Origin of the sequence: Motiliproteus sp. SC1-56, assembly GCF_017309075.1 — a bacterium.
Classification (GTDB): Bacteria; Pseudomonadota; Gammaproteobacteria; order Pseudomonadales; family Balneatricaceae; genus Motiliproteus.
In genome coordinates this window covers 1-5,076 of the sequence record NZ_JAEMGS010000027.1, presented here as the reverse complement: position 1 = coordinate 5,076, position 5,076 = coordinate 1, and the positions used below count along the sequence as shown (strand labels likewise).

Below are 5,076 nucleotides of genomic sequence, written 5' to 3'. Positions count from 1 at the left end.
GAAAGGGGGCGCTATGTCTGCAGGGCTGAAAATGGGCCAATCTTGGCCCAGAAAGCCGCCAAATAGGGCCATCAAGCCCGAATCACCAAAATCCGACGCCCAGCCGAAGGTTCATGAAAAATGCGGGTTAGGTGTAGGGATTTTACTCAACTACTTTGTTTGACAAACTCAATACAGACACGGCATTCAAAAAGCACAAAGCTTTGATAAATAAAATTTTTCTATGAGCCTCGAAGGGTTTGTCAAACACCTTAAAATGACAAAAAAGTTTTTGATATCATCGAAACCGCTTTGAAATGCTCTAAACACACCTGTCGGGGCATTATCATAACCGCCCCATCATTTGTTCCGCCGGTCCTGCCGGAATGTAAATGGCCTACAAAAGAAGCGTTTCCTGCCTAGAATTCGTTGATTCTGCCGGCTCTATACAATACCCCATCGCTCGATAGCCACGGCTACGCCGCGTAAACATGCGCTCGAACATTGGGTGCCCCATGTCGATGTAATCGTAGATGTGAACCTCGGTCTTGGATGCACAAGTCCTGTGAATACGGCCTGCGTACTGTGCCAACGTTCCTTTCCAGGAGATAGGCAGCGCCAGAAACAATGTATCGAGTCGGGGAAGGTCAAAGCCCTCACCGATATAACGCCCGGTTGCAACAATGACCTGCGCGGTAGACAGGTCCTCTTTCGCTTGCCGGCGCTCCTTCGCCTTTTGACCACCGATCAACATGGCGGTCGTAATGCCTTCAGCCGTCAGCAGGCTCTTGATGGTCTCTGCGTGCGTTTTTCGTTCCGTCAGGACCAGGCAATGACGTTTCTGTTGTGTCGCGCGGATCACATCTCGGATTATCAACCGGCTTCGCTCATCATCCTCTGACAGCCATCGCATCAGCTCTGTGACGTGAGGTTTGGTGTCCTTATGCTGTAGTGACTCGGGTAGCACTCCGGCCAATTGTCGGGTGAACACGTACTGTTCAAACACAGACTCGCTATCTACTCGCGCGCGGTGCCTGATCGGCCCTGCTTGCATAAAAATGATCGGCTGATGGCCATCTTGTCGCTCCGGGGTTGCGGTCAGCCCTGTCACATACCGCGGGCGAATTTGCGATAGCAGCTGCTCGTATCGAGGAGCCGACAGGTGATGGCATTCATCGATCACCACGTGTCCGTAATAGAAGGCCTGAGGCTGAATGGTGTTATCACCCCGGCTGAGCAGGCTCTGATAGGTAGCCACGTCGATCTGCCCGGTGGGTTTGCGCTTACCTCCATAGACCACACCTACCTCAGCCCCGCCTAGGAAAGTTTCCAGCCGCTCTTTCCACTGTGTCACCAACTCTTTGCTGTGTACCAAAATCAGCGTATTGGTTTGACGTTCGACAATCAGGCCGATGGCGGTGACTGTTTTGCCGAAAGCCGTCGGTGCATGGAGGATTCCAAAGTCCTCCTGCCGAATGGTGTTTACGGCATGCTGCTGATCCGGTCGCAGTTCGCCCTTGAAGACAAGCTCCGGCAGCACTACACCTGCTTGTCGCTCGTCCGTCCAGTTAACCTCAATACTCTGCTTTCCCAGCAATACCTCGAGTTCATCACGGCAACCACGGGGGAGACACAAATATCCGTCCTCCAAGTGTGCGCAGCAGATATGCCGAGGCACACCCTGTGTCGAAAAGCGTAGAGCCTGCGTTTTGAAGAACGCTGGATTGGCAAAGGTGGCCAGCCGTTTCAGACGCGCCAGCAACTGAGAGGGTAATGGCCCAGTGGATAGATAGATCGCATTGGCGAGAACAGCGTTGATCTGCTTTGGGCAACCAGCTATTGGACGGTCAGAAACGGGTAGCAAGGCATCCCATGGCACCTCTTCGGATAACCTGAAATCAGGAGGCTGTATGCGCTGGTAGCCAAGCTTTGAAAGCTGCGTATTCAAGGTTATTGCAGCAAATGACTTCACCTGAGCCAAGTAACTCCATTGGTCGGGGTAAGGCACAAACTGATGATCAACAAATACGGAGCAGCCTTCTGCTCGTCGAGCTTTCTGCAACGGAAGTGCAATCAGATTGCCAAAACCTCCGGCAGGCATCGTATCCTGATTGGGGAACAGCCTGTCGTAGGAGGCAAAATCAAGTTGCGGGTAACTCTCCATCGCTTTATCCAGTAGAGCAAAGCCAAGAGCGCGCGCGTCCTCTGCAGGAACCGGGGCATCAAAGAAAATCCACACATGAGCACCGTTACCGGAGCGGGAAATTTCAACGGCGCATTCGATATCCACTTGGTCGCAGGCGTCGCGGTAGGCCGCAACAGCGGCACGCCAATCCGACTTGTCGAAATCTGCCGCCAGGAACCAGCAACAGTCTCCATTGAGAAGGGGATAAACCCCCAACGTTTCGCGCCCCGTGAGATGATTATGCAGTGCCTCTGTATCGAGTGGCTTGTAGTTGCGATGCGAGCAGTCGCCACATTTCACCTTAGGCTTTCGACAGATGCCCGGTCGCCATTCATTGGCGCATGCAACGGAATAGCCTGACTTGCCTGATTTATTTTCCCACCGCTGGGCATGCACATCGCGTCGTCCATGAAACAGACGCTGGAACAGAGCGAGCTTTTGCTCCGTGGTCATGAGGCTGTTGGTTGTTGATGACTGCTGGACGAGTAAAGTGGCTTTTTCCTGCTCTAGCAGATGACGCTTATGATCCAGCTGTTTAAGCGCATGCTCTATCTCGGCTACCCGCTGTGGAATGTCGTCGCTGCCACTCATGTCGAAAGGTGATTAGTCCAAGTCCAGCAAGGACATAAATTCATCGAACTTGGCAGGCTCGCCCTCATGCTCCGACCAAGCTCTAATCGCTTCGAGGTCGTACTCCCCTCGTTGGTCTTTTGCAACCCAAAGCGCTTGCTGCAGAGCCTGCCGATCTCCCCAGTGAAAAAAAGCCGCTAAGCGGTCCTTGATGCAGTCTTCAGCGGTGATCAACGAGAACGTTCCCAGCGGTGTGGTCAGCGTGACCCACTGACGAATCGGCTGATCACCTACGGAGAGAGGGCCTGGCGGGAATTCCACTAAGAAAGGGCAGCGTGGATGTTCGTAGTAACGACCGACTGGTGTAAATCCGAGCTTCGCCATTGCCGCTTTTAAGTGCTTGCTCGGAGTGTAAGAGCGATCGACAAAGTCGAGATCATCTGACTGATAGAGGTTATCAGAATAGATCGATACGCAAGTACCGCCGACCAGGGTGACATCGATGCCCTCGCTTGAGAGATGGGAACCAATCAGCCCGGCGAGATCGCGTGCGCTGATGGTGGAATAATCGAGCTCGCTCATGCTGTTTCCCGCCGTTGTAGCGGCTTATCCGGCTTGCGTGGCCGGCGGCGATTTTCCAATAACGCCTCTCGCAACGTTTCTGGGTAGAACTCAAGAATTCGCTCGATCAATGCCTTCAATTCGCCGAGATAGACGCAGCGTGGGTTCAAGCTAAATAGCCGTGTGCGACCTACAAACCGGCTACACAGGATGCCAGCGGTCTCGAGCTTCTCGGCTTGTGCCTGAATCGGCGTTAGCGGTGCGTCAAAGAAGGCAGCAATTTCTCTTGGATAGCCTTCCCCTCGAGCAACCAGATAGACCAATACCCGCTCTTTGTTGATGTTTCCAAGGAGTCCTTCAAGCATCACAATCTCATTATAGGGTTATATGACCCCAATTATAGTTCACATGAGCCTAAAATTAACCTTTCCGTAGAAAGTTATTGCATCGAAACATCCGACATTGAGACCTGACCATTACTTAATTATCTTTAAATATCTTTATGTTAAAGGTTTATCTCGAACCTTAGGATGCCTAGCAAGGCGCTAAAAACAAGAAATGCTAGCTCCTGATAGCCCACCACAACTCACCAAACTAGCCGTACTTGATACGGATGAAACCATAGAGCAAAAACCCGGACTGCTCAAGCAGGAATATAATCAATGTTCGCCAAACGTGCTTGCATCATTGCGGAAAAAGCGCACAAAATGCCGGCATCGTGACACCTTGCCGGCCTTGCATTGACAGTGCCATGCTCTCCAGCTATGAATGATTCACGAAGATGACCAAATCGGAGATCGACATGGCTCGCGTCACGAAAGCGGCTCTTGCACACCGAGTGGTGGCCTTGGTTTGTGATAAATGTGGTGCTCGCTTTGATGCTGAAGCCCTATTGCGTCCCGCATCCGATCCAGATAACCAAATGGGGCTGGGTACTTTCCTCTTGAATAAGATTTCGCTGATCCATTCTTCTCTTCCTATCTCATGTTGAGCCCAAGTAACACGTATACCGCCTTAATGGCGCAGAAATATTTTGCCGTAAATTTCGAATAAAATTTTCCAGAAAGTCGGCTTTTTTCGGGTTACTTTTGACATTTCGCGTTAATCGCCACCAGATTGGTGTTCATTAGCCCCGCTCTTTAAGCCTTTTCTACTGCCAGTTGTTAACAACTTGGGTGCTTTTGAATGAACTCTGATCCTGATTCATAGGACTATGATCCTATGCCCGCATATATTCATGCCGATCGATACTGGAAAACCCCGTCAATCGTGCTTACATAATGTAAATAAAAGCGTACAAATGACGCCATCTACCGTAATTGCAATGCGTCTGGTTGACGCAATCTGCTTCCTCGCTAATACTCATATCATGAGCTGAGCTCATGACTACGGAGAGAGTATGGAGTACATTGTGTTGGTCGGATTCGCGCTGCTCACCTACGTTTTTCTCACATGGCTAACCCCCAAGGCCTAACCGTGTTATTCGGAAACTGTCAATGTCGCGGATCACTGAACCAGTAACCACGGAACATGTGGTTGCCATCGTCTGTGATCGATGCCGTACCCGCATCGCAAGGGGGACACCGGGGTTCAATGCTGTGACACGCATCGACCATAATTGCGGCTACGGGAGCGCGTGGGAGGATGGATCTAGGGAACCTACGATTAAGTCCCATCTCCTGAGCTACTCCGCTGCTCAAGCCGCATTTGCGGCGTAATAACCCGGTTTTTGATCATTTCACACCGCCTGCATGCCCGTTTTCCGGCAAGCAGACGGAGCT

The 5,076-nt window shown here is 51.4% G+C and carries 4 protein-coding genes; 1 reads left to right on the top strand and 3 read right to left on the bottom strand.

The genetic code is table 11. The annotated features are described in order from the left end of the window. Positions 1-376 precede the first annotated feature (376 nt). The 3 genes from JGZ97_RS17895 to JGZ97_RS17885 are packed head-to-tail and all read right to left on the bottom strand — an operon-like array spanning position 377 to position 3,660. Entirely contained in the window at positions 377-2,755 is a 2,379-nt protein-coding gene (locus JGZ97_RS17895; RefSeq protein ID WP_207064076.1) for a DEAD/DEAH box helicase family protein, read from the bottom strand. A 12-nt stretch (positions 2,756-2,767) separates the two neighbouring features. Beyond that, positions 2,768-3,316: a hypothetical protein gene (locus JGZ97_RS17890; protein ID WP_207064075.1), complete on the bottom strand. Its 549-nt coding sequence runs from the start codon at positions 3,314-3,316 to the stop codon at positions 2,768-2,770. Next, positions 3,313-3,660, bottom strand: coding sequence for a winged helix-turn-helix domain-containing protein (locus JGZ97_RS17885; protein WP_207064074.1), 348 nt, complete (start codon positions 3,658-3,660; stop codon positions 3,313-3,315). Before JGZ97_RS17885 ends, JGZ97_RS17890 begins: the two co-directional genes overlap by 4 nt. Before the next feature lie 416 nt (positions 3,661-4,076). Here JGZ97_RS17885 and JGZ97_RS17880 point away from each other — a divergent pair, with 416 nt between their 5' ends. Next, a complete protein-coding gene (locus tag JGZ97_RS17880) occupies positions 4,077-4,286 on the top strand; it encodes a hypothetical protein (RefSeq protein ID WP_207064073.1) in 210 nt (69 codons plus the stop codon). Positions 4,287-5,076 lie beyond the last annotated feature (790 nt).